Consider the following 18,768-nt stretch of genomic DNA (forward strand, 5'->3'; position numbering starts at 1 on the left):
GAGAAATGATGCTCGAGAGTGGCAAATTGATGCCTTCGATTGATGCTTGGCTGCGCGAGGCCAAGGCCGATGCTTCGGCGGCAGGCTGTGGGATGTATCTGACGCATAACGGTGTGGTGCGCGCGACGCCCAAGGCCGAGGTGCGCGGAGTCGAGACCGATGGCGTGGCGCCAGGCCACAGGGTGGGCGGCATGGTCTTTGACTACGACGCCGAAAAGGTACGGTCTGCTATCGAGGCCACGCGCGCGATGCCGGGTATCGGCTATGTGCGCGTGTGGCTGGCAAGCGGCGAGCTTACCGTAGGTGACGACATCATGCTCGTGCTTATCGGCGGGGACATTCGCCCACACGTGGTCGATGCACTGCAGGCGCTCGTTGGCACCATCAAGAACGAATGCGTGAGTGAGGTCGAGCGCGAGGCATAGAGGATTGCGTCGATAGAAGGATCGTTTATAAAAATGCCCACCGGTACATGTGATACCGGCGGGCATTTTGCGTTTTGGGCGCGGTGAGCGCTATACGCGCGTCGCATCCTTGGGGCTCATGGTCATGCTCTGGAAGCGGTTTTCCATGTACTCGTTATCGAAGTGCTCTCCGTAGAACTGTGCGACGGGAATGTCCGGCTCCGTGCCGTTAACGCGCTGGTACCAGTAGTCGAGCGACTGCAGCGTCATGACGCCGTCGACCAGCATGATAACGGTAAAGATGACGGTGGCCGAGTAGCGGCTCTTCCAGGGGATCTTGTTGATAAGCTTAAGCAGCCTCGGCAGCAGCAGCTTGATCCAGATGAGGCCGCCCAGGCCCCACAGGCAGGCGAAGCCCGTGCAGGTGCGTCCGCCCGTGAGGACCACGAGCGGATCGGGCAAACCGAACAGCGTTATGTGCGAGTAGCTCCACGAGACCACGCCAAACGCGGTCTGCATAAACCAGCCCACGAACACCTCAAAGCTGGCGCCGAGCAGGGCGCTCACCAGGAAAATGATGATGGGGTTCTTTTTGTAGAAGCGGTTAAGCACCATGGTCATGAGCACGGCGCCAAATCCGTAGATGGGGCTGAAGGGGCCAAACAGCATGCCGGCGCGGTTCTGATAGACGCCCGGGTCGTCGACTGTCATGTGCCAGATGTCCTCGGCGATCAGGCCGAGTATGCAGCAGACAAAGAACACCCAGAACAGGTTGAAGTAGTTGAGCTTGATGTAGCCTTCGCCGGTTTCATCGCGCCCGAGCATGCCCTCGGCGGCGGCGTCGCGGTCGAGCATCTCCTGCAGGCGGCGCTGCAGTTCGCGCTCCTGACGCAGCGTGGGGTCGACGGTGGCCGAAAGCGCGATGAGGATGCCGAGCTGAATAGCGGGACGCAGCAAGAAGGGCCCGATACCCTGGAGCATCACGTCGACCAAAAGCTCGACGACGGTAAATGCGATGAGGATATAGGACAGGCGGGCGGCGTTGCGGCGCTGGTTTTTGATAAGGTCCAGGCCAAAGATGATTAGGATGACGGCACTTGCCGCAGAGAGCATGATGCCGGCGACGATAAGGCCGACTGCGACGAGCGTGTTGTCGCCGAGGTTGGCGGCGGCGTTGCCGTTGATGAGCGCGGTGATGACCTGCCACATAAAGGCGCCGACCGAAGGGAGCGTGCCCACGCCGGACAGGATGCACAGGACGGCGTACACCTTAATGATGAGGGGGATCTTCTTGACCTCCGTGGCGCTGGGGACGCTGGGGTCGAGTTCGTTTCGATCCATACATAACCTTTCTCGTTTTGCTGTAGGTACAAGGATACGCCGCCGACCTGCCAAAAGACAGGACGAACGTCCCAATTGCAACAATGCAAGCCCCAACGGCGGGCGAGACGCGTCGTAACGGAAGTATGCGGGATCGTCGGCCCCGAGGCGGTTGCCCAATAAAATGTTTGGCTGCAAAACGGATTATTAGCTCGGTGGGCTTTTAAAAAGCGCTGTTCATGCGCGGGAGTGCTTGTCTTGCCGTGCGTATAATAGGGCAGGTAACGCCAAATAACGAGGCTCTGAGGGGATGCCATGTCTCAAGAAACCATCCACGCGGCCGAGCGTGCCGCGGGACAGGTGAAGACCATGTCGACGTATGATCCGGACTCCGACCAGCTGCATGAGGAATGCGGCATTTTTGGTGTGTGGGCACCCGATCGCGATGTGGCTCGACTGACGTACTTTGGTCTGCGCGCGCTGCAGCATCGCGGCCAGGAATCGGCGGGAATCGCCGTGGGTGATGGCGGCACGGTTATGGTCCGCAAGGATCTGGGCCTGCTCGACCGCGTGTTCTCCAACGCCGACCTGTCGACGCTCTCCGGTCAGCTGGCCGTGGGTCATGTGCGCTACGGCACTGCCGGCGCCAAGAGCTGGGAAGCCTCTCAGCCGCATCTTTCCACCATCAACAGCGTCATTATCGCGCTTGCTCACAACGGCACTCTGGTCAACACCGACGAGCTGCGCCGCCAGCTGATCGAGCTGGGCGTGCCGTTCCTCTCCAATTCGGATTCCGAGGTCGCGACCAAGCTTATCGGCTACTTTACTCAGCGTACAGGCCATCTACGCGAGGGTATCCGCAAGACGATGGAGCTCGTGCGCGGCGGCTACGCCATGACGCTCATCAACGAGCAGGCGCTCTACGCATTCCGCGATCCTCACGGCATTCGCCCGCTGGTGCTTGGCAAGCTCGTGGACGAGGGCCTGGATCAGGCTGACGCCGCTTCTGTTTCGCAGCTGCCCTCGCAAGACGGCGCCGCGACGGTTGACGCCACCACCCATGTCACCCGCGCCGGCGGCTGGGTCGTCGCCTCCGAGACTTGTGCGCTCGATATTGTGGGCGCCGAGTACGTCCGCGACGTCCGTCCCGGTGAGATTTTGCGCATCAGCGCCGAGGGCCTGGTGTCCGAGCAGGGCGTGCCTGCCGCCGAAGAGCCTGCTAACTGCATCTTTGAGCAGGTCTACTTCGCTCGCCCCGATTCCATCATGAACGGCAAGAGCGTCTACGCCTGCCGTTATGACATGGGTCGTCAGCTGGCACACGAGGAGCCCGTCGAGGCCGACCTGGTCATCGGCGTGCCCGACTCCGGCCTGCCGCCCGCGGAGGGCTATTCGCATGAGAGTGGCATTCCCTTTGGTGAGGGCCTTATCAAGAACCGCTACGTGGGTCGTACGTTTATCGAGCCTACGCAGGAGCTGCGCGCCATGGGCGTGCGCATGAAGCTCAACCCGCTGCGCGACAACATCGAGGGCAAGCGCCTGGTCGTCATCGACGACTCCATCGTGCGTGGCACCACTATGGTGCAGCTCGTCAAGATGCTACGCAACGCTGGCGCCAAGGAGATTCATATCCGCATCAACTCGCCCGAGGTCATCTGGCCGTGCTTCTACGGTATCGATACCGACGTGCAGTCGCAGCTTATCAGCGCCAACAAGACGGTCGACGAGATTTGCGAGTATATCGGCGCCGATTCGCTGGCCTTCCTTTCGGTCGAGGGCTTGCTGAAGGTCATGCCCAAGGGCGGTTACTGCGACGCGTGCTTTACCGGCCGCTATCCCGTGGCGATTCCCGAGAGCTTTGGCCGCGACAAGTTTATGGAGGGCTTTAAGCCCCGCAACCTGGACAAGCCGCTGCACTTTGACGACGACGCCGTGGTCGAGAAATACGACGACCGCAGCTGGGAAGAGGAGCACGGCGAGGCCTAAAACCTGCCATATGGGGACAGGTTTATTTTGGTGGGTTTTACCTGCTGTTTTGTTGATATGACGGCGTGTGCTGTTATGGCACACGCCGAAATGAACGCAACTATGAGCACCGTTTGGCGCACGCGCGGCGCCACGGTAGTGGGAGAGGAAGGCTCAGATGAGCGACAGCAAGCATGTGACGTACGAGGACGCCGGCGTCGATACCGCCGAGGGCGGCCGCGCCGTCGACGCGATTAAGCAGATGGTCAAGGATACCAACCGCCCCGAGGTTATCGGCGGTATCGGTGGCTTTGGCGGCCTGTTCTCGGCCGCCGCGCTTAAGGATATGGAAGACCCGATCCTGATCAGCGGTACCGACGGCGTGGGCACCAAGCTCGTGCTCGCCCAGATCATGGACCGTCACGAGACGGTGGGCCAGGACCTGGTCGCTATGTGCGTCAACGACATTTTGGCTTCGGGCGCCGAGCCGCTGTTCTTCCTGGACTACGTTGCCATCGGTCACATCGAGGCCGAGCACATGGCAAAGATCATCAAGGGCGTGGCCGACGGCTGCAAGCTCGCGGGCTGCGCGCTCGTGGGCGGCGAGATGGCCGAGCACCCCGGCGTCATGGCTCCGGCCGACTACGACCTTGCCGGATTTACCGTGGGCGTCGTCGACCGTCCCAAGATGCTCGACCCCGCAAACGTCCGCCCGGGCGATGTGATCCTGGGTCTGCCTTCCACCGGCGTGCACTCCAACGGCTACTCGCTCGTGCGTAAAGTCATCGGCGTCGACGGCATTAAGCCGGGCACGCCCGAGGCCGCCGCTAAGGCCGAGGAGCTGAGCCGTCCGCTCGAGGAACTCGGCGGCGCATCGCTGGCAGACGCCCTGCTGGCTCCCACGCGCATCTACGTCAAGCCGATTCTGGAGCTGCTGCGCGGCGGCGCCAACGTGCACGCTATTGCCCACATCACTGGCGGCGGTATTACTGAGAACCTCAACCGCGCGCTCGCCGACGACGTCGACGCTGTGGTCACCCGCAACGGTGCCGAGATGGGCTGGGACGTTCCGCCCGTCATCACCTACGTGTCGCGCCAGGCCGAGCTCGCGCCCAACGAGGCATGCAAGACCTTCAACATGGGCGTTGGCCTGTGCCTGATCGTCGCCCCCGAGGACGAGGCCGCGGTGACCGAGGCCCTGGTCGCGCTGGGCGAGAAGCCGTTCCGCGTGGGCGAGTGCGTTGAGGGTTCCGGTAAGGTCGTGTACTCCGATGAGCGCTAACGAGCAGATGGCTGCCGCCGAGGGCCTGGGCTTTGTGCCCTATACCCGTCCGACCGGCACCGATACGGCCGAGCCGCTCAAGATCGGCGTGCTCATCAGCGGTTCGGGAACCAACTTGCAGGCGCTGATCGATCTGATCGCCGCCGGCAAGCTCAACGCTTCGATTGAGCTTGTGGTGTCGAGCCGTCCCTCGGCTAAGGGTCTGCAGCGCGCTGAGCGCGCGGGCATCCAGACGCTCACGCTATCCAAGGATGTCTACGCCGACCCCATCGCCGCTGACGAGATCATCGCGCACGAGCTGCTCGAGCGCGACTGCGAGTATGTGGTCATGGCCGGCTACATGCGCATGGTGCATACGCCGCTGCTGGCGGCGTTCCCCAACCGCGTGGTCAATCTGCATCCGGCGCTGCTGCCGAGCTTTACCGGTGCGCATGCGATTGACGATGCCTTTGCGCGCGGCGTCAAGGTGACTGGCGTGACCGTGCATTTTGCCAACGAGATTTACGACAACGGCCCCATCATCGCCCAGCGCGCGCTGGCTGTCGAGGAAGGTTGGGATGTCGACACGCTCGAGGAGCACATCCACGCGATCGAGCATGTGCTGTATCCCGAGGTCGTGCAGATGCTCGCCGACGGCCGCGTTCACGTGCTGGAGAGCGGCAAGGTGGCAATTGACGCGCCTCGCGGCTAGCGACGCACAGTACAATTTAGCCGAGTAGTCAGGGTGGTCATTGGCGCCAAGGCGCGCGTGGCCACCTTTTGTTTTGGGTAGTCATCGGGGACGTTCTTGAATGACTAGGTGAGAGAGGTGAGCGCATGGCGGATAACGAAGCGCTGTTTACGCCTGAGCTGGTGTTTTTTGATTGGGAGTGTGCGACGCCGGATGAGGTGTTCGCGCGGCTTGAGGGCGAGCTTGCCCCGCGCGGCTACATTGCCGACGGTTGGCTCGATGCCGTTCGCACGCGCGAGGATGCCTATCCCACGGGTCTTGCCATGCCGGCGGCCAACATCGCCATCCCACACACCGACCCAGGGTTTGTGGCCAAGCCCTATATCGCGGTGGTAAAGCCCGCCGCGCCCGTGACGTTCAATGCTATGGCCGGCATGGGTGCCCCCGTGCCGGCGCAGATCGTCATCAATTTGGGTATTGCCGAGCCGGGCGGCCAGGTCGAGGCCCTGCAAGCGCTCATGAATATCTTTATGGACGCGGACGTCGCAGCCGATGTGCTCGGCCAGACCACGCCCCAAGGCATGGTCGACGCCATCCGCCGCCACTTTTAAAGCCGGCACTTGGGGACTGTCCCTAACTGCCGGCAGAAAAGGAACGTCCCCAAGTGCCAGGGTTGCCCCTTTGTCGCGGGGGCTGCGTTGTGACACAATGGCGTTTGTTCGATTCGTGATGCGAAAGGCCAACTATGGCAAACAAGAAAAAGAACTCCGAGGCCGCACCGACGCCCGAGCAGCAGGCCCGCGCCGCGTCGAGCTCTCGTAAGAAGCAGCGCAAGACGTACGTGTCTAAGACCGTCAAGATCGTTCTGGTGGTCATCGGCGTGCTGGCGATGCTGCTTTCCGTCTCGGCCATGGCATGCTCCGGTCTCATGTCGCAGGCAGAGGATACCTCGGGCTACAAGCTTACCGGCGGTGTGGCTGCCACTATCAACGGCACCAACCTCACCGAGGACACCGTGACAAAGCAGATCATGAGCATGCGCACGTCTTACGGCTACACCAAGGACAAGGACTGGGCGCAGTATCTGGTCGACAACGACCTCACGCCCAAGAAGTACCGCAAGCAACTCATCGACTCCTACACGCAGCAGATTCTGCTTCAACAGGCACAGAAGGAGAACGGCGTGACGGTGTCGGACGAGGAGGTCGAGAAGGCTTGGAAGGACGCGTGCAAGAGCGCGGGCGGTGCCAAGGCCTTTAAGAAGACCCTCAAGACCTACGGCTACACCGAAGACACCTATAAGAGCTCGCTCAAGGAGAGCCTGGCGCAGCAAAAGCTCAAAGATGCCGTGGCGCCCACCAGCAAGCCCAAGGACAGCGAGATCGTCGATTACATCAACGAGAACCTGTCGAAGTACAACGATGCCCGCCGCTCGTCGAACATCCTGATCAAGGTTGATTCCGATGCGTCCGACGAGGACAAGGCTGCCGCCAAGGCCAAGGCGCAGGAGTGCCTGGACAAGATCAACTCCGGTGAGCTGAGCTTTGAGGATGCCGTTGAACAGTACTCCGAGGACACCGGTTCCAAGGAGAAGAAGGGCGATGTGGGCTGGGATAAGCTCACCACCTTTGTCGACAGCTACCAGACGGCGCTCGAGGGGCTCAACAAGGGCGACGTGAGCGAAGTCGTCGAGTCGACCTATGGCTACCACATCATCAAGTGCACCGACTACTTCCATGTCGATAATCAGGTTGATGACATCAACCAGGTGCCCAAGGACATCAAGAAGTACGTTTCCAACGTGGTGAAGACGCAGGCGGCCAGTACTGCATACAGCGAGTGGCTGGAGCAGTACAAGAAAGACGCCGACATTACCGTCAACCCCATGCCCAAGGATGTGCCCTACAACGTGAGCCTGAAGGGCGTCACCAAGAGCTCGACCGACGATTCGTCGACGACTGAGTAATCATGGGGCGGTGCTCGCGCGAGTGCCGCCCACGCTATTAGAGAGGATTTGCAGATGACCAACGAAGAGCTGCAGAAGGAAATGATCGCGGCCATGAAGGCTAAGGACAAGGTTCGCCTGTCCATCATTCGCCAGGTCAAGGCCGAGGTGAAGAATATCGAGGTCAATGAGCGCCGCGATGTGACCGAGGAAGACGTCAACAGCATGATCAAGCGTCTGATTAAGCAGACGAGCGAGACGCTGGAGATGTCCATCAAGGCCGGCACCGACCAAGAGCGTACCGACAACCTGACTGAGCAGGTCAAGATTCTGGAGAGCCTTCTGCCCGCGCAGGTTTCGGGCGAGGAGCTCGAGGCCCTGATCGAGCAGGTCATCGCCGAGCTGGGCGCCACGTCCAAGAAGCAGATGGGCCAGGTCATGGGCGCTCTGGGTAAGGCCACTGGCGGCAACTTCGACAAGCCTGCCGCGGCCAAGATCGTCGGAGCCAAACTCGCGTAATTTGTTACGCGGTTTTACCAAACCGCGTAACGGCTCGACGCTGCAAACCCGTACACGCGGCAATCTGACGTTCAATTTCAAGGGCGCGACCATAAGGTCTGCGCCCTTTCATTTCACGTCACCTTGCTCGCGTGTACGGGTTTTCGCTGACTTATGCTCAACAAGGGCGGTTGAGCGCTCATTGGGGACAGACTTAAATGAGTGCCCAATGAGCAGGTACTCATTTAAGTCTGTCCCCAATGAGTGCCAACGAGCAGGTGGAAGATTGCGGGTTCTTTACGGGAATGTAGTGTGGGCTGCGGAAACGTGGTTCTTTCCGTACAATAGTTCAACTCGTGTAAACGCAGGGAAGGGACATTCATGGCAGACATGATCGAGATTAAGCATCTCAACAAGTACTTTGGCGACCTGCATGTGCTCAAAGATATCAACCTCACCGTCAAGCGCGGCGAGAAGCTCGTAATGATCGGGCCCTCTGGTTCGGGTAAGTCGACGCTCATCCGCTGCGTCGATTATCTTGAGGAGCCCACGTCGGGCGAGGTCATTATCGACGGCACGCCGCTTACCAAGAAGAATCACCTGGAGATGGCTCGCAAGTACAGCTCCATGGTGTTTCAACAGTTCAACCTGTATCCCAACATGACGGTGCTTGGCAACCTGACGCTCGCGCCCATCAAGCTGCAAAAGAAGAGCAAGGAGGAGGCGACCGAGATCGCCATCGCAGCGCTCAAGCGCGTCGGCATGGCGCATAAGGCCGGCGAGTATCCGCAGAATCTCTCGGGCGGCCAGCAGCAGCGCATCGCCATCGCCCGTGCCCTGTGCACTAAGCAGCCCATCATCCTGTTTGACGAGCCGACCTCGGCACTCGACCCCGAGATGGTGCAGGAAGTCCTGGACGTTATGATTGAGCTCGCGCAGGAGGACATCACCATGATCTGCGTGACGCACGAGATGGGCTTTGCGCGCCAGGTGGCCGACCGCGTCATCTTTATGGAGGACGGCCGCATCCTTGAGGAGGGCACGCCCGAGCACTTCTTCGATAGCCCCGAGAACCCGCGCTGCCGCGAGTTCCTGTCCAAGATTCTGCACTAGGCGCGGTGATGGACATGACGGATATGACGAGGGCGGCCGTGTCGCGCCGTCACTTTTTGCAGCTGGCGGGCGCTGGCATGCTCGCGCTGACGGGGACTGCGCTCACCGGTTGCGGCAACTCCACCAGCGGCGAGGCCTCCGACAAGGGGTCCAAGCTTGCGGCCATCAAGTCGCGTGGCCACCTGAACGCCGGCGTCAAGAAAGACGTTCCCGGCTACGGTTATTACGACACCGCCAAGGGTCGCTTTGAGGGCATGGAAGTCGATTTGTGCTACCAAATCGCCGCTGCCGTCTTTGGCGTGAGCTACAAGGAGGCCCGCGCCCAGGAGCTGGTCGAGTTTACCGATGTAACGCCCAAGACGCGCGGCCCGCTGATCGATAACGGCCAGCTCGACGTGGTCGCGGCAACCTACACCATCACCGACGAGCGCAAGAAGAGCTGGGATTTCTCGACGCCGTATCGCACCGACTACGTGGGACTCATGGTCAAGAAGCGTTCGGGTTTTACCTCGATTGAGGACCTGGACGGCAAGGTCATCGGCGTGAGCCAGGGTGCCACCACGCAGGGCCTGATCGAGCAGATGATCAAGGACAACGGCTTTACCTGTAAGCCCGAGTTTAGGGCCTTTAGCGGCTACCCCATCATCAAGAGTTCGCTCGACGCCGGCAATATCGACGTCTTTGCCATGGACCGCTCCACGCTGGCCGGCTATATGAACGAGACCGTCGAGCTGCTGCAGCCCGAGGTCAAGTTTGGCGAGCAGGGCTACGGCGTGGCGACCAAGAAGGACTGCGACCTTTCGGCCGTGGTCGATCAGGTGATTTGCGATCGCCTGGCCGATGGCTGGCTCGACCAAGAGGTCAAGACCTGGGGTCTTGTATAGGCGCATCGTCCAAGGAAGGAATCAAATGCTCGAAGGATTATTTGACGCCGACCGTTGGTCGACGACATTTCAAAACATGGGGCCCTTCTGGGAGGGCTTTGGCGTGACGCTGCAAGTGGTCGTTGCCGGCCTGCTGCTGTCGCTGGTGCTGGGCACGCTGCTGGGCGTGTTCTCTACCACTCGCTCGCGCGTGCTGCGCGCCATAAGCCGCGTGTACGTGGAGTTTTACCAGAACACCCCGTTGCCCGTGCAGGTGCTCTTTATGTACATGGCCGGTCCGCAGTTTTTGCAGGCCATAACCGGTGCCGACCAGCCGGTGCGCATTGCGCCGTTCGTGCTGGGCTTCTTGGGTGTGGGCCTGTATCACGCGGCCTACATTTCCGAGGTCATCCGCACCGGTATCGAGGCGGTTCCGCGCGGTCAGATGGAGGCGGCCCAGAGCCAGGGCTTCACCCGTGCGCAGGCCTACTGGTACATCGTGCTGCCCCAGACGTTCAAGATCATTCTGCCGCCGCTGTGTAACCAGGCACTCAACCTAGTCAAGAACACGTCGGTGCTGGCGCTTGTGGCCGGCGGCGACCTTATGTACCGTTCCGACAACTTTGTGAGTCTGTACGGGTACCTGCAGGGATACATCGTCTGCTGCCTTATGTATTTCATCATCTGCTTTCCGCTCGCCATGCTGGTGCAGTGGCTCGAGCGCCGCTCCAAGGAGCGTCCGCGCGGCGTGAGCCTGGCCGAGCTGGGACTCGACAACGTAGAGGAGGCCTAGCGCATGGAAATCTTCAACGCGACCAACCTGCTCTACATTTGGGGCGGCTTTGTTAAGACCATTGAGATCTCGGTACTGTCGATCTTTTTCTCGCTCATCTTTGGCACGGTGCTGGCGCTCGTTAAGAGCTATGCGCCCCGTCCGTTCCGTATTTTGGTGAGCGCCTATATCGAGCTGTTCCGCTGCACGCCGAACCTGCTGTGGATCCTGTTTATCTACTTTACGGTGCAGGGTTTGGACATTGTGATTTCGACCATCGCCTTTACGCTGTTTACCAGCGCTGTTATGGCCGAGATTGTGCGCGGCGGCCTCAACTCGATTCCGCGCGGCCAGTTTGAGGCAGCGCAGAGCCAGGGCTTTGGCTTCTTTGCCACCATGCGCTACATCATTCTGCCGCAGACGTTTAAGACAATCATCCCGGCGCTGTTTAGCCAGTGCACGACCGTCATCAAGGACAGCTCGTATCTTTCGGGCATTAACGTGGCCGAGCTCATGTACACGGCAAATGTTGTGATGGCCCACGCGATCGATCTGTCGCAGGTGCTTATGCTCTACGGCCTGGTGTTTGCGATGTACTTTGTGCTCAACTTTGGTATCTCGCTGCTGGTGAGGGCATATCAGAGGCGAATGGTGGCAGCGTAGAATGTGGCAAAGGGACAGCCCCTTTGTCACATAGAGAAAGGAATCGCGATGAGCGATCTGGAGAATAAGAAGAATCCTGTGGTCATTTCCATCGCGCGCGACTTTGGCGCCGAGGGCCACGAGATTGGTCGCATGCTTGCCGACGAGTTGGGGATTCCGCTGTATGACAACGAGCTGCTGGTGCGTGCGTCGCTGCGCGCGGGCGAGTCGCTCGATAAGATGGCCGCCTACGACGAGCGTCTGGCTGTGGAGAACATGGCGTTTCTGCCCGACCGCTACGATGCGCGTTCGTACTCGGATAAGTTGTTCCAAAAGATGAGCCAGGTGATCTTGGACCTGGGCGAGACCGAGAGCTGCATTATCGAGGGTCGTCTGTCCGATTATCTGCTGCGTAACAACCCCAACCACATTGCTGTGTTGGTGACCGCACCCTTTGAGGATCGCGTCGAGATTGTGCGCAAGAAGCGTGGCCTTAACAAAAAGAAGGGCGCCAAGCTGGTCAAGCAGCAGCAGAAGGCGCGCGAGGCGTTCTATAAGCGCTATAGCGCCGGCAAGTGGAAGATGACGAGCGGTAAGGACATCGTCGTCAACCGCGCCAAGCTGGGCCGCGAGGGCTGCAAAGACGTTATCGCCGCTGCCTACCGCTACAAAGTAGCGCAGCTCGAAGACTAACCGACCAAACCACCACAAGGGGGACACAGGCACCTTTGTGGTGGTTTTTGTTTTAGGCCGAGGGAAAGGCCTTGGCGGCAGTGCCTATCCTCGGCTTTTGCATAGTCTCGATCTGTAACACCAAGCCAGCGAAAATGGCTCTAACTGTTACAGATTTAGATGAACCGTTCGGCCGTCAGCCCAACGTCTTGATCTGTAACACCAGGCGGCATATTTGGTCTCTAACTGTTACAGATTGAGATGCGGCGTGGGCGGCCGGCACAATATCTCGATCTGTAACAACTGCAGGGCTCAACGGACTCCAACTGTTACAGATTGAGACAAAACGATCAGGCAAGTCCAAAACCACCACTAAGGTGCCTGTCCCCTTTGTGGTGGTCGGGCGGCCGGCATAGAAAAAAGTCCCCGCCGGGCGTGTGCTCGACGGGGACTTTGCCGTTTGGTGGCTAGCGCTGTAGGTGATTACTCGCCCAGCAGGCTCTTGGTGATGGAAGCGGCGGCCTTCTTGCCGGCGCCCATCGCCAGAATGACCGTAGCGGCACCGGTGACGATGTCGCCGCCGGCCCAGATGCGGGGATCGGTGGTCTGGCCGGTCTCCTCGTCGGCGACGATGTAGCCCCACTTGTTGAGCTCCATCTTGCCGCCGATCTTCTTTGCGAAGGGGTTGGCGTTGGTGCCGATAGCCGAAATCGCGACGTCGCAGGGGATCTCCTCGATGGCGCCCTCGATGGGCACCGGGCGACGACGGCCGGACTCGTCGGGCTCGCCGAGTTCCATCTTCTGGACCTTGACGGCGCACACGGAGCCGTCCTCGCCAGCGACAAACTCGAGCGGGGAGACGAGCGGCAGAACCTCGACGCCCTCGGCCTTAGCATGGTGCAGCTCGGCGCGACGGCAGGGCATCTCGTCCTCGGTACGACGGTAGGCGATGATGGCGTGCTCGGCGCCCAGGCGCTTGGCGGTACGGACGGCGTCCATGGCCACGTTGCCGCCGCCAAAGACAACGACGTTCTTGCCGTGCTTGGTGGGGGTGTCGTACTCGGGGAACTTGTTGGCCTTCATCAGGTTCACGCGGGTGAGGTACTCGTTCGCGAAGAAGACGTTGGGCAGGTTCTCGCCGGGGACGTTGAGGAACTTGGGCAGGCCAGCGCCGGTCGCCACGTAGATGGCGTCGAAGCCCTGCTCGAACAGCTCCTCGGCCGTGGCCATGTTGCCCACGACGGAGTTGTACTCAAACTTGACGCCCATGTCCTCCAGGCCGTCAATCTCGCGTTTGACGACCGCCTTGGGCAGACGGAACTCGGGGATGCCGTAGACCAGCACGCCGCCGCCGGTGAAGAAGGCCTCAAAGACGGTAACGTCAAAGCCGTTACGGGCGAGCTCGCCGGCGCAGGTGATGCCGGACGGGCCGGAGCCGACGACAGCGACCTTCTTGCCGTTCTTGGGGGCCATCTTGGGCGTGGAGGCGAGCTCGGGGCGGTCACCCAGGAAGCGCTCGAGCTGGCCGATGGCCACGGGCTCGGACTTCTTGCCACGGATGCACTTGCCCTCGCACTGGTTCTCCTGCGGGCAGACGCGGCCGCAGATGGCGGGAAGCATGGAGTCCTCGCGAATGGTATCGAGAGCGCCGCCGAAATCCTTCGCGCGGATCTGCTCGATAAAGCGGGGAATGTTGATGTTGACGGGGCAGCCCTCAACACAGAACGGCTTCTTGCAGTTGAGGCAGCGCTCGGCCTCGGCCAGCGCCATCTCTTCGGTGAAGCCCTTGTCGACGGGGCGGAAGTCGCAGGCGCGCTCGGCAGCCGGCTCCTCGTTATCGGGGGTGCGGGGCGACTTCATATCGGCAACGAAACGACCGTTAACTAGTGGCATGCGCAGCTCTTTTCCTCATAGGCCTTGAGGGACTCGCCCTCTTCGGAACGGTAAGCGGCCTGGCGGGCACGAAGGTCATCCCAGTCGACCAGGGTGGCATCGAAGTCGGGGCCGTCGACGCAAGCGAACTTGGTCACGCCGCCCACCTCGACGCGGCAGCAGCCGCACATGCCGGTGCCGTCAACCATGATGGGGTTGAGGGACGCGGTGATGGGGGTGTCGTACTTCTGGGCGGTGAGGGTCGAGAACTTCATCATCGGAACGGGGCCGACGCAGAAGACCTGGCTCACGGCCTTGTCCTGCAGCAGGCGCTCCAGCGGAGCGGTGACAACGCCCTGCTCGCCGTAGGAACCGTCATCGGTGGTGATGTGGATGTGGTCCTCGTCGAGGAGCTCGCGGAACTGGTCCTCCATGAGCAGGAGGTCCTTGGTGCGGGCGCCCATGATGGCGTGCACCTCGTGACCGGTCTCGACCAGGTGCTTGGCGACCGGGAAGGCAATTGCCAGGCCGACGCCGCCGCCAATGACGGCGCAGGGGCCCTCGGCCATCTCGGTGGGAACGCCCAGCGGGCCCACGACGTCGCGCAGCGACTCGCCGGCCTCGTAGGTGGACAGCATCTCGGTGGTCTTGCCGATCACCATGAAGATGAACTCGACCCAGCCCTCGTCACCGTTCCAGCCGGCCAGGGTAAACGGGACGCGCTCGCCCGTCTCGTTGGCGCGAACCATGAGGAACTGTCCAGCGTGCGCATGCTTGGCGATAGCGGGCGCCTCGATGCGGAACTTGAACACCTTCTCAGAGAACTGCGTCTTCTCCAGGATCTTATACATAGAACCCCTCTCTTGTTAGGGCGACCGAACCGTGCCTCCACGGAAATAGACGGCAGCCCGATTAGAACCGTACGCGCACAGGCGATGTGCAGACATACGGTGCAAATTATACCCTCATGGGCATGTCGCTTGCGTGTATCTTCGGCAGGTGGGAAAAGTGACCTACCAAAAAGGGACAGGTTTATTTTGGCAGGTTTTATCAGGCAAAACGGCAAAGGGGGCCGGCCTCGCGCATCGGTGAGGCCGGCCCCCTTTGGAGCGTTGCGTATGTATGGCGGCACAGGGTTTATTGCGACGCGGCCGCCGCGGCGTTTCCGCAGATAAAACCTGCCAAAATAAACATCCCTAAATGGCAGGTTTTAGTGTTTGCCGTTGGCGGAGGCGGAGCCGTTGACGTGGTCGCGGGCATAGATCACGCCGTGCACGATGGCGAGGCCCGCAGCGTCGGCGGCGCGGGCGCAGGCGTCCTGGAAGTCCTCGGCCTCGCGGGCGCGCAGCTGCTTGAGCACATAGTCTGCCACGGCCATCTTGCCGGGAGGGTTGCCGATGCCGGTGCGGATACGGCTAAAGTCGCGGCTGCCCATCTTGTCGATGATGGAGCGCAGGCCGTTGTGGCCGGCGTGGCCACCGCCCACCTTGACGCGCACGTCACCGGCGGGAATGTCAAGCTCGTCGTGGATGACGAGCAGCTCCTCGGCCTTGATCTTGTACTCGCGGCAGAGCTTGGAGATGGGTCCGCCCGAGGTATTCATATACGACTGCGGCTTGACCAGCACGATCTGGCGCTTGCCACCCTCTTCCTCGGGATCGTTGATGTTGATGAGTGCGACCTCGGCGCCGGCCTGGTTTTTCCAGTACGTGACGCCGGCCTGACGGGCCAGCTCGTCAATCGCCTTAAAGCCGGCGTTGTGGCGGGTCTCGGCATATTCCTCACCCGGGTTGCCAAGTCCGGCAACCATGCGAATCTTAAGCGGCTGTGCAGCTGCCATAGGTTTCCTTTCGTTACATAAGTAGTTCGTTCAACGACAAAGGCTACCACGCCCGCCGAAGCCGAGACCTTGTTTCAGTGAAATCCCACCAGACAAAAGCACGGCCGCGGCAGAGCGAGCCGCCGGAACAGAAGAAACCCCCGCGCGACCTTTGCGAAGCAAGGGGGAGCGCGGGGGTTTCTTCTGTTCCGGCGGTGATGCGCCGGGTTGCAAGGACGATGCGATTACAGCGCGAAGTCGCCGCCGACGAGCGTGGAGACGGGCTCCTCGTGGTAAACGGCGGAAATGGCCTGGGCGAACTCCTCGGCGACCGAGATGGTCTTGATCTTGCCGCCGACCTCGACGGGGATGGCGTCGGTGACGACGCACTCGACGATGGGGGCATCGTTCAGGCGCTCGATGGCAGGACCGGAGAAGATGCCGTGGGTGGCGCACACGTAGATGTCGCCGGCGCCCATTGCCTTGAGCTCCTTGACGTTGGCGCACAGGGTGCCAGCGGTGTCGATCATGTCGTCGTTGATGATGCAGGTCTTGCCCTTGATGTCACCGATGATGCCCATGACCTCGGCGGCGTTGTGGCGCGGACGGCCCTTGTGGGCGATGGCCAGGTCGCAGCCGAGCATGTCGGACAGCTTCTTGGCGGCCTTGGCGCGACCCACGTCGGGGGAGACGACAACCAGGTTGTCGGTGTCGAAGTGCATGTCGTTGTAGTACTGGCCAAACAGCGGCAGTGCGGACAGGTGGTTAACCGGGATATCGAAGAAGCCCTGGATCTGGCCCTGGTGCAGGTCGAGGGTGATGATGCGGTTGACGCCGGCACGCTCGAGCAGGTTGGCGACGAGGCGGGCGGTGATGGGCTCGCGCGGGCCGGCCTTGCGGTCCTGGCGGGCATAGCCGTAGTGGGTGATGACGGCGGTGATGGAGCGGGCGGATGCGCGCTTGGCAGCGTCGGTGGCGATGAGCAGCTCCATGAGCATGTCGTTGACATTGCCGCCGGCCACGGACTGAATCAGGAAGACGTCGGCGCCGCGGACGGTCTCGTCGTAGCGGGCGTAAATCTCACCATTGGCGAACTGCTTTAGCGTAAGGCCCGAAAGCTCGACCCCAAGGTACTCAGCAATCTTCTGAGCGAGGGGACGGTTGGAGGAACCGGAATACACGCGGATGGACTTGCGCATATTCTCCGACTTCTCGGGATCATTAATCGGCATTACCCTTCTCCTTTATACATCGAATGCCATATAGATGCCTTGTTGCATTGTAACCGCGCGGCGGGGTTTATCGGGTCCTGATAACGTCTTTACCGCCAACGGACACGAACCGACCACTCATCCGGTTGCGCAGGTCACGATAGAAAAAGGAGCCGCCCCCATGGAGCAGCTCCTTTTGTGCTTGGTAAAACGTTATACCTCGTCGTCCTCGTGCAGGCGGCGGCGGTAATCGGCGGCCCAGCCCTCAATATTTACCTGACGGGCGCGGCCCAGACCGAGCGCGTCTGCCGGGACCGGCTCGGTGATGACGGAGCCAGCGGCCACGAGCGCGCCGTCGCCGATCTGGGCGGGCGCGACCATCATGGTGTCGGAGCCAATGAAGGCGTCCTTGCCGATGACGGTCTTGTGCTTGTGCACGCCATCGTAGTTGCAGGTGATGGAGCCCGCGCCCACGTTGACGCCGGAGCCCATGGTGGTGTCGCCGATGTAGGACAGGTGCGGCACCTTTGAGCCCTCGCCGATCGTGGACTTCTTGATCTCCACGTGCGTGCCGGCCTTGGATCCGTCGAGCATGTGGGTGCCCGGGCGCAGGTAGGCGCGCGGGCCGCAGTCGACGCCGTTCTCGATGACGGCCTCGATGGCGATGGTCTCGTCGATGACGCAGCCGCTGCCGACGGTGGTGTCGGTGAGGCGGCTGTTGGGGCCGAGCTGGCACTCCTCGCCCACGGTGACGTGGCCGATCAGGTGCGTCTGCGGCCACACGACGGTATCGCGGCCGATAACGGCATCGGGGCCGATCCAGGCCTGCGTGGGGTCGATGAAGGTAACGCCCTCGGCCATCCAGTGCTCGTTGATGCGGTCGCGCGCGATGGCGGTGAGCTGTGCGAGCTGGATGCGGCTGTTGACGCCCAGGCCGTCGCGGTAGTCGTCGCAGTGGAAGATGGAGACAGCCTGGCCGTGGCCCTTGAGGATCTCGAGCATGTCGGGCAGATAGTACTCGGACTGCGCGTTGTCGTTGCCGATCTCGTTAATGTGGGCGGCGAGCTGCGCGCCGTCAAAGGCGTAGCAGCCGGCGTTGCACTCCAGCAGCGTGGCGGCCTGCTCGGGCGTGCAGTCCTTCTGCTCGATGATGCGCTCGATCTGACCATCGGCGCCCAGCTTGATGCGGCCGTAGCCGAAAGGATCGGGCGGGGTCATGGTCATGACGGTGCAGGCGAGCTCGCCGGTGGCGACGGTTTGCGCGAACTTGGCGACGGTGTCGGCGGTGATGAGCGGCAGGTCGCCGTTGAGCACCACGACGGGGCCTTGCGTGATGCCACAGGCCTCGAGTGCGACCTTCACGGCGTGACCGGTGCCCAGACGCTCGGTCTGCTCGACGCACTCGACCTTGGTGGCGCTGTTGGCGTAGGCGCCGTCGATGAGGGCGCGCATCTCGTCGGCGTGGCTGCCGATGACAACCACGACGCGGCTGCAGCCGGCCTTGATGGTAGCGTCGACGATCCACTGGACCATGGGCTTACCCAGGATCTTGTGCGAAACCTTGCAGTGGTTCGACTTCATGCGGGTGCCCTCGCCGGCAGCGAGGATAATTGCGGTTGCGTCCATGTGATCTCCTGTTACGTTATAGAGACGTGTGTTTGGAAACGATACACGGCGCAATATGATACCGCAGGCATATGACGAGCGCGTAACGATTGGT

The 18,768-nt window shown here is 61.3% G+C and carries 18 protein-coding genes; 12 read left to right on the forward strand and 6 right to left on the reverse strand.

What is annotated here, in order from left to right; all coding sequences use genetic code 11:
* Positions 1-8 precede the first annotated feature (8 nt).
* A complete protein-coding gene (locus DW003_RS05830; RefSeq protein WP_117584047.1) occupies positions 9-425 on the forward strand; it encodes a molybdenum cofactor biosynthesis protein MoaE in 417 nt (138 codons plus the stop codon).
* A gap of 90 nt (positions 426-515) precedes the next feature.
* Here the strand turns inward: DW003_RS05830 and DW003_RS05835 are convergent, their stop codons facing one another.
* Positions 516-1,745 carry a putative ABC transporter permease gene (locus tag DW003_RS05835; RefSeq protein ID WP_118388050.1) on the reverse strand — a complete coding sequence of 410 codons (1,230 nt, stop codon included), beginning with the start codon at positions 1,743-1,745 and terminating at the stop codon, positions 516-518.
* A gap of 294 nt (positions 1,746-2,039) precedes the next feature.
* Between DW003_RS05835 and DW003_RS05840 the strand changes: the two genes are divergently transcribed.
* From DW003_RS05840 to DW003_RS05890, 11 genes are all read left to right on the forward strand, one after another.
* On the forward strand, positions 2,040-3,710 hold the full coding sequence (locus DW003_RS05840) for an amidophosphoribosyltransferase (protein WP_117786181.1): 1,671 nt from the start codon (positions 2,040-2,042) through the stop codon (positions 3,708-3,710).
* Between the two features lie 157 nt (positions 3,711-3,867).
* The gene (purM, locus tag DW003_RS05845) at positions 3,868-4,971 is read left to right on the forward strand and encodes a phosphoribosylformylglycinamidine cyclo-ligase (RefSeq protein WP_055251557.1); all 1,104 of its coding nucleotides are present in this window, start codon (positions 3,868-3,870) and stop codon (positions 4,969-4,971) included.
* Entirely contained in the window at positions 4,961-5,662 is a 702-nt protein-coding gene (gene purN / locus DW003_RS05850) for a phosphoribosylglycinamide formyltransferase (RefSeq protein WP_118388052.1), read from the forward strand. Before purM ends, purN begins: the two co-directional genes overlap by 11 nt.
* A gap of 125 nt (positions 5,663-5,787) precedes the next feature.
* Positions 5,788-6,252, forward strand: coding sequence for a PTS sugar transporter subunit IIA (locus DW003_RS05855; RefSeq protein WP_118388054.1), 465 nt, complete (start codon positions 5,788-5,790; stop codon positions 6,250-6,252).
* A 134-nt stretch (positions 6,253-6,386) separates the two neighbouring features.
* Entirely contained in the window at positions 6,387-7,607 is a 1,221-nt protein-coding gene (locus DW003_RS05860) for a peptidylprolyl isomerase (RefSeq protein ID WP_118388056.1), read from the forward strand.
* Between the two features lie 54 nt (positions 7,608-7,661).
* Positions 7,662-8,105, forward strand: coding sequence for a GatB/YqeY domain-containing protein (locus DW003_RS05865; protein WP_006235801.1), 444 nt, complete (start codon positions 7,662-7,664; stop codon positions 8,103-8,105).
* A 360-nt stretch (positions 8,106-8,465) separates the two neighbouring features.
* Complete coding sequence (locus DW003_RS05870; protein WP_117766319.1) at positions 8,466-9,197, forward strand: amino acid ABC transporter ATP-binding protein; 732 nt, start codon at positions 8,466-8,468, stop codon at positions 9,195-9,197.
* An 8-nt stretch (positions 9,198-9,205) separates the two neighbouring features.
* On the forward strand, positions 9,206-10,081 hold the full coding sequence (locus DW003_RS05875; protein WP_117766317.1) for a transporter substrate-binding domain-containing protein: 876 nt from the start codon (positions 9,206-9,208) through the stop codon (positions 10,079-10,081).
* 25 nt (positions 10,082-10,106) lie between these two features.
* Complete coding sequence (locus DW003_RS05880; protein ID WP_035136546.1) at positions 10,107-10,853, forward strand: amino acid ABC transporter permease; 747 nt, start codon at positions 10,107-10,109, stop codon at positions 10,851-10,853.
* Between the two features lie 3 nt (positions 10,854-10,856).
* Complete coding sequence (locus DW003_RS05885) at positions 10,857-11,495, forward strand: amino acid ABC transporter permease (protein ID WP_035136551.1); 639 nt, start codon at positions 10,857-10,859, stop codon at positions 11,493-11,495.
* Between the two features lie 48 nt (positions 11,496-11,543).
* On the forward strand, positions 11,544-12,167 hold the full coding sequence (locus DW003_RS05890; RefSeq protein WP_117766315.1) for an AAA family ATPase: 624 nt from the start codon (positions 11,544-11,546) through the stop codon (positions 12,165-12,167).
* Between the two features lie 462 nt (positions 12,168-12,629).
* On the opposite strand, the gene gltA is transcribed toward DW003_RS05890, so the two are convergent.
* The 5 genes from gltA to glmU form a co-directional block, all read right to left on the reverse strand.
* Positions 12,630-14,039 carry an NADPH-dependent glutamate synthase gene (gene gltA, locus DW003_RS05895; protein WP_022094914.1) on the reverse strand — a complete coding sequence of 470 codons (1,410 nt, stop codon included), beginning with the start codon at positions 14,037-14,039 and terminating at the stop codon, positions 12,630-12,632.
* Positions 14,030-14,869: a sulfide/dihydroorotate dehydrogenase-like FAD/NAD-binding protein gene (locus tag DW003_RS05900; protein ID WP_006235793.1), complete on the reverse strand. Its 840-nt coding sequence runs from the start codon at positions 14,867-14,869 to the stop codon at positions 14,030-14,032. Before DW003_RS05900 ends, gltA begins: the two co-directional genes overlap by 10 nt.
* Before the next feature lie 359 nt (positions 14,870-15,228).
* Positions 15,229-15,858 carry an aminoacyl-tRNA hydrolase gene (pth, locus tag DW003_RS05905; protein ID WP_187361907.1) on the reverse strand — a complete coding sequence of 210 codons (630 nt, stop codon included), beginning with the start codon at positions 15,856-15,858 and terminating at the stop codon, positions 15,229-15,231.
* 224 nt (positions 15,859-16,082) lie between these two features.
* Positions 16,083-17,069, reverse strand: coding sequence for a ribose-phosphate pyrophosphokinase (locus tag DW003_RS05910; protein ID WP_089573682.1), 987 nt, complete (start codon positions 17,067-17,069; stop codon positions 16,083-16,085).
* A 192-nt stretch (positions 17,070-17,261) separates the two neighbouring features.
* The gene (gene glmU, locus DW003_RS05915; RefSeq protein WP_117637148.1) at positions 17,262-18,674 is read right to left on the reverse strand and encodes a bifunctional UDP-N-acetylglucosamine diphosphorylase/glucosamine-1-phosphate N-acetyltransferase GlmU; all 1,413 of its coding nucleotides are present in this window, start codon (positions 18,672-18,674) and stop codon (positions 17,262-17,264) included.
* Between the last annotated feature and the right edge of the window lie 94 nt (positions 18,675-18,768).

The sequence above is a fragment of the Collinsella sp. AF36-3AT genome (genome assembly GCF_003475205.1).
Taxonomy (GTDB): Bacteria; Actinomycetota; Coriobacteriia; order Coriobacteriales; family Coriobacteriaceae; genus Collinsella; species Collinsella aerofaciens_AF.

Coding starts and splice junctions, on each gene's coding strand:
- DW003_RS05900 (WP_006235793.1), bottom strand. CDS start 14,869: ATGTATAAGATCCTGGAGAAGACGCAGTTCTCTGAGAAGGTGTTCAAG.
- DW003_RS05880 (WP_035136546.1), top strand. CDS start 10,107: ATGCTCGAAGGATTATTTGACGCCGACCGTTGGTCGACGACATTTCAA.
- DW003_RS05865 (WP_006235801.1), top strand. CDS start 7,662: ATGACCAACGAAGAGCTGCAGAAGGAAATGATCGCGGCCATGAAGGCT.
- purN (WP_118388052.1), top strand. CDS start 4,961: ATGAGCGCTAACGAGCAGATGGCTGCCGCCGAGGGCCTGGGCTTTGTG.
- purM (WP_055251557.1), top strand. CDS start 3,868: ATGAGCGACAGCAAGCATGTGACGTACGAGGACGCCGGCGTCGATACC.
- DW003_RS05885 (WP_035136551.1), top strand. CDS start 10,857: ATGGAAATCTTCAACGCGACCAACCTGCTCTACATTTGGGGCGGCTTT.
- pth (WP_187361907.1), bottom strand. CDS start 15,858: ATGGCAGCTGCACAGCCGCTTAAGATTCGCATGGTTGCCGGACTTGGC.
- DW003_RS05840 (WP_117786181.1), top strand. CDS start 2,040: ATGTCTCAAGAAACCATCCACGCGGCCGAGCGTGCCGCGGGACAGGTG.
- DW003_RS05835 (WP_118388050.1), bottom strand. CDS start 1,745: ATGGATCGAAACGAACTCGACCCCAGCGTCCCCAGCGCCACGGAGGTC.
- gltA (WP_022094914.1), bottom strand. CDS start 14,039: ATGCCACTAGTTAACGGTCGTTTCGTTGCCGATATGAAGTCGCCCCGC.
- DW003_RS05855 (WP_118388054.1), top strand. CDS start 5,788: ATGGCGGATAACGAAGCGCTGTTTACGCCTGAGCTGGTGTTTTTTGAT.
- DW003_RS05910 (WP_089573682.1), bottom strand. CDS start 17,069: ATGCCGATTAATGATCCCGAGAAGTCGGAGAATATGCGCAAGTCCATC.
- glmU (WP_117637148.1), bottom strand. CDS start 18,674: ATGGACGCAACCGCAATTATCCTCGCTGCCGGCGAGGGCACCCGCATG.
- DW003_RS05875 (WP_117766317.1), top strand. CDS start 9,206: ATGGACATGACGGATATGACGAGGGCGGCCGTGTCGCGCCGTCACTTT.
- DW003_RS05830 (WP_117584047.1), top strand. CDS start 9: ATGCTCGAGAGTGGCAAATTGATGCCTTCGATTGATGCTTGGCTGCGC.
- DW003_RS05890 (WP_117766315.1), top strand. CDS start 11,544: ATGAGCGATCTGGAGAATAAGAAGAATCCTGTGGTCATTTCCATCGCG.
- DW003_RS05860 (WP_118388056.1), top strand. CDS start 6,387: ATGGCAAACAAGAAAAAGAACTCCGAGGCCGCACCGACGCCCGAGCAG.
- DW003_RS05870 (WP_117766319.1), top strand. CDS start 8,466: ATGGCAGACATGATCGAGATTAAGCATCTCAACAAGTACTTTGGCGAC.